The following is a 4,920-nucleotide window of genomic DNA, read 5'->3' as shown; positions in this document are numbered from 1 at the left end:
TGACCCACCCACACCAACCGCCGCGGGCCGGCACCCCGAACAGGGGGTGCCGGCCAGCGGCGTATCCGGACCGGCCCGGTCAGGGGCACGCGGAGTAGAGCCGACGGGTGCCCACGCCGGCGGCGTACGCGGCCCAGTCGCTGAACCGGCAGCCGAAGTCCGCCGCCGCCACCGCCTTCGGATCGGTGACCGCGTCGCCGGCGGGACGGGCGCCGGTGCGTACCCAGGAAGCCAGGTCGTCCCAGGCGGCGCCGGCCTCGGCCGGGGTGAACTCGCAGTGCTGCGTGGCCCGGACGGCCCGCTGGACGAGCAGCTGGCTGCGGCCGTGCCACGCCGCGTCCCGGGCGTACGCCTGCTCCATCGAGAACGGCACGAACAGGTCACCCAGGCCGTGCAGGCTGAGCACCGGCGCGGTGGGTCGCCCGGCGATCCGCGGCACCTCGGTCAGCGTGGGGAGAGCCGCTGCCAGGGGTTCTCCGGCGCGACCCGCTGGACGGTGGCGTTGACGTCCACCGGCCCGTTCGGGCTGTAGCGGGTGAGCAGGTTGGTGGCGAGCTGCCCCGGCCGCTGGGCGGGGGAGTCACCCCCGTTGGTGGTGCTGATCCCGAAGAGGAAGTCCTTCCAGACCGCGAAGGCCTGCTCCGCGCCCGGACGCGGACCGCCGGAGCGGTTGATGGTGATCTCCCGCAGCTGCCTGCCCCGCTCGTTGGTGGTGTCCGGCCCGGTGGGGGTGAGCCCGGCGAGGCCGAGCGCGACCTGGATCCGCGGCACCGCGTTGGTCAGGTAGTCCGCCGGCGTCGGGTAGGCGCGGACCCCGGCGAGGGCCTGCGCGACCAGGTTGTAGTCGAGGAAGAAGTCGAGCAGCTGGTGGGCGCCCAGGACACCGCACATCGGCAGCGCCCCGTCGTAGTAGCCGGGGTACTGCTCCAGCGAGCGGCCGATGACGTAGCCGCCCATCGACACCCCGGTCAGGTACGTCCGGTGTGGCCGCCGCACGGTGTCGGCGAAGAGGTCGGCCAGCTCCCGGGTGCTGACCACGCCGGAGCGGATGTCGAACCCGTTGGTGGTGTACGACGACGCCGCCCAGGCGTACCCCTGTTCCAGCAGGCGTTGCCGCAGGCCGTAGTTGGGCGTCTCCGGGGAGAGCACGGTGGTCTGGCCGCGGTAGCCGTGCGCCCACATGACGAGCTCGCCGTTCCACGTCGGCGGGATCTCGATGAGTTGACGTTCTCCCCGCCCTAGGGCACGGGGATTCCCTCCGCGCTGCGCGTGGAACGCGCGGCGTCCGGGTGGATTACCGCTTCCCTGCGCGCCGCCGGCACGGGTGCCGGTCTTATGTGCGCTCCACGGTCGTTTAGGCTCTCCGCCCGTCCGGCGGCGAGCACGTTGATGGCGGCGTTGATGTCCCGGTCGTGGGCTGCTCCACAGGGGCAGTCCCACGCTCGGACGTTGAGCGTCATCTTGTCGTTGATGCGGCCACACTGTGAGCACATCCGGGTGGACGGGAAGAATCGATCCACCCGGGTGAAGGTGCGCCCGTACCGGGCGGCCTTGTACTCCAGCATGGCGGTGAAGCCGGCCCAGCCTGCATCGTGTACCGACTTGGCCAGTCGGGTCCGGCCGAGACCGGCCACGCACAGGTCCTCGACGTACACCGCTTGGTTGTCGCGGATGATCGTCGTGGACAGCTTGTGCTGCCAGTCCCGCCGGGTGTCGGCCACCCGGGCGTGCGCCCGGGCGACCGTGACGACGGCCTTCTTGCGGTTCTTGCTGCCCCGCTGCTTGCGGGACAGGCCCTGCTGCAACCGCTTGAGCTTGCGGGCCGCGCGGCGCAGGAACTTCGGGGCCGCCACCTTCGTGCCGTCCGACAGCACCGCGAAGTGCGTCAGGCCCAGGTCGATGCCCACCTCCGAGCCCGTGACGGGCAGCGTCTCGTCCGCGGCCTGTACGACGAACGAGGCGAAGTACCGGCCCGCCGCGTCCCGGATGATCGTCACGCTGGACGGCTCGGCCGGCAGATGCCGCGACCACACCACCCTCAGGTTCCCGATCTTCGGCAGGCGCAGCCGGCCGTTGTCCAGCACCCGGAACCGGGCGTTGGCGGTAAACCGGATGGCCTGCCGGTTGTCCTTGCGGGACCGGAACCGCGGCGGGGCGACCTTGCGACCCCGACGCTTCCCGGTGGCCGAGGCGAAGAAGTTGCGGTAGGCGACGGTCAGATCCGCCAGGGCCTGCTGAAGCACGACGACGGACACCTCGCCCAGCCACGCCCGCTCCGCAGTGCGCTTGGCCTCGGTGATGACCCGCTTGGACAGCTCGCCATCTGACACGTACGGCAGACCCTGCTCCCGGGCCTCCTGCCGTGCGCGCAGCCCGTCGTTGAACACCACCCGCGCGCACCCGAACGCCTTCGCCAGCTCGTGCTGCTGCCTCGACGTCGGGTAGACGCGGAAGTTATACCGGAGCTGCACAGCCACAACCTACCGTTGGCTTACGGCCGAACCCGAAGGCATCCACGCGGGCAGGCACCGCGGCCGGCGGCGAGCAGGCGGCGTACGAGTCGGGTGGATGAGGACAGCATCGATGCTCCCCCGGGGACGGTGCCGCCCGTGTCGGGCGGCCAGGCGGGACGGTGCCTACCGGCCGGTAGCGTCCTGAAGCTAGGCCGGCCGTCGAACACTGTCAATGCCCTCCCGGCCGAACGGTCAGCCGATGCCGACTGGCCGTCCGAACAGGCCGTCCGGCTCAGATCAGCCCATGCGCGAGCATCGCCTCGGCGACGCGGCGGAACCCGTCGATGTTCGCCCCGGCCACGTAGTCTCCGGGCAGGCCGTACTCCTCGGCGCTGGTCCAGCAGCGGTCGTGGATGTCCCGCATGATCCCCCGCAGCCGCTGTTCCGACTGGGCGAACGTCCACGAGTCCCGGCTGGCGTTCTGCTGCATCTCCAGCGCGCTCACCGCCACCCCGCCGGCGTTGGCCGCCTTGCCTGGGGCGAACCGCACCCCGGCCCGGCCGAGGATGCGCACCGCCTCCGGGGTGGTCGGCATGTTCGCGCCCTCGACCACCGCGACGCAGCCGCCGGCCACCAGCGCCGCGGCCTCCGCGCCGCCGATCTCGTTCTGCGTCGCGCACGGCAGCGCCAGCTCGCAGGGCACCTCCCAGACGGTACGACCGGAGACCGCCACCGCGTGCGGCACGTGCCGGGCGTAGTCGTCGAGCCGTGCCCTTCGCTGCTCCTTCAGTTCCCGCAACAGCTCCAGGTTGATGCCCTTCTCGTCCAGCACGTAGCCCGTCGAGTCGGAGCAGGCGACCACCCTCCCACCGAGCTGGTGCACCTTCTCGATTGCGTAGATCGCCACGTTGCCGGAGCCGGAGACCACCACCCGCTTGCCGTCCAGGCTGTCCCCGGCCTGCTTGAGCATCTCCTCGGCGAAGAAGACCGCCCCGTAGCCGGTCGCCTCCCGGCGCACCTGCGCGCCCCCGTACGACAGGCCCTTGCCGGTGAGCACCCCCGACTCGTACCGGTTGGTGATCCTCTTGTACTGGCCGAACAGGTAGCCGATCTCACGACCACCCACGCCGATGTCCCCGGCCGGCACGTCGGTCTGCGCGCCGATGTGCCGGTACAGCTCGGTCATGAAGCTCTGGCAGAACCGCATCACCTCCCGGTCCGAGCGCCCCTTCGGGTCGAAGTCCGCGCCGCCCTTGCCGCCGCCGATCGGCAGCCCGGTCAACGCGTTCTTGAAGATCTGCTCGAAGCCGAGGAACTTCACGATCCCGAGGTAGACCGTCGGGTGGAAGCGCAGCCCGCCCTTGAACGGGCCGAGCGCGCTGTTGAACTCCACCCGGAAGCCCCGGTTGACCCGGATCCGACCGCGGTCGTCCTCCCACGGCACCCGGAAGATGACCTGTCGCTCCGGCTCGCAGATCCGCTCGATGATCCGCGCCTCGGCGTACTCGGGGTGTCGGGCCAGTGCCGGGCCGATGCTCTCCAGCACCTCGCGTACCGCTTGGTGGAACTCCGGCTCACCCGGATTGCGGGCGACCACACTGGCGAACACCGTCTCCACGGTCTCCGGCATACCGACACGTCCCTTCGTTTCCTGCTGGTAGCCCCGTTGCTACCACCCCGTGTCGGCGTACCCGCCAACCGTCCCGGGATACGGACCGTGACCACCGTCCGGTTCACTGGTGCGATGGACGAGTCGATCTGGGACGCGGTGCGGGCCTCGCGGGGCTGGCTGGACGCCGCCAACGGCACCGGGCAGGCGGAGCTGACCTGCCGCATCCTCAAGCTCACCGAGGAGGCCGGCGAGGCGGCGGGCGCCTGGATCGGCGTGCTCGGCCAGAACCCCCGCAAGGGCGTCACGCACACCCGCGAGGACGTCGCCGCCGAACTCGCCGACGTGGTCTTCACGGCCCTGGTCGCCATCGAGAGTCTGGGGTTGGACGCCCGATCGGTGGTCGCCGAGTGCGCGGCCAAGGTCCGCGCCCGCGCATCCTGAAACGCGCTCCCGCGCGGTCCGCGCCGTGCGCTCACCCCTGTCCGGTACGCGCGACGCCCCACCGCCGCCGGCTCCGATCGGTGATCGACCCCACCGGCCTGCCCTCCCGGCCGGGTGGTTCCGCCGAGGCGGGCGCTGCTGTCCGCGCCGCCCGGCGCATCCTCACGTGCAGGACGTGCTCGCCACCCGGTATATCCAGAGATGCGCGCAGGCCGCTCTGAGCGGCGCGGTATGTCCGGGCTACGCGGGAAGGCTCGCTTGCGCGGTATGTCCGGTGCGCCGTGGCGCTGGCCGTCCCGTGGGACACGGATCATGCCCGCTGTCCCGTGGCCGGCGGCACCCGGGCGGCGGAATGATGGCCGGCCCGGGGTCGTTACATCACCTGGACGATCGCAGCAGCAGTCCCCGCTGGCC

The 4,920-nt window shown here is 71.5% G+C and carries 5 protein-coding genes; 1 reads left to right on the top strand and 4 read right to left on the bottom strand.

The window, feature by feature from the left end:
- Positions 1-79 precede the first annotated feature (79 nt).
- From AB0I41_RS34830 to gdhA, 4 genes are all read right to left on the bottom strand, one after another.
- Positions 80-439 (bottom strand): hypothetical protein, encoded by a 360-nt coding sequence (locus AB0I41_RS34830; RefSeq protein ID WP_357115617.1) that lies wholly within the window; start codon positions 437-439, stop codon positions 80-82.
- 5 nt (positions 440-444) lie between these two features.
- Positions 445-1,182, bottom strand: coding sequence for a hypothetical protein (locus AB0I41_RS34825; RefSeq protein ID WP_357115615.1), 738 nt, complete (start codon positions 1,180-1,182; stop codon positions 445-447).
- 56 nt (positions 1,183-1,238) lie between these two features.
- Positions 1,239-2,471, bottom strand: a complete 1,233-nt coding sequence (locus tag AB0I41_RS34820) for a transposase (protein ID WP_357115612.1) — start codon at positions 2,469-2,471, stop codon at positions 1,239-1,241.
- A 274-nt stretch (positions 2,472-2,745) separates the two neighbouring features.
- Positions 2,746-4,083 (bottom strand): NADP-specific glutamate dehydrogenase, encoded by a 1,338-nt coding sequence (gene gdhA / locus AB0I41_RS34815; protein WP_357115610.1) that lies wholly within the window; start codon positions 4,081-4,083, stop codon positions 2,746-2,748.
- Between the two features lie 114 nt (positions 4,084-4,197).
- Between gdhA and AB0I41_RS34810 the strand changes: the two genes are divergently transcribed.
- Positions 4,198-4,506 carry a MazG-like family protein gene (locus tag AB0I41_RS34810; protein WP_357115619.1) on the top strand — a complete coding sequence of 103 codons (309 nt, stop codon included), beginning with the start codon at positions 4,198-4,200 and terminating at the stop codon, positions 4,504-4,506.
- Positions 4,507-4,920: the final 414 nt, after the last annotated feature.

It is taken from the genome of Micromonospora sp. NPDC050200 (genome assembly GCF_040656135.1).
Taxonomy (GTDB): domain Bacteria; phylum Actinomycetota; class Actinomycetes; order Mycobacteriales; family Micromonosporaceae; genus Micromonospora.
The sequence above is the reverse complement of the archived record's forward strand: the minus strand, read 5'-3'. Positions and strand labels throughout refer to the sequence as shown.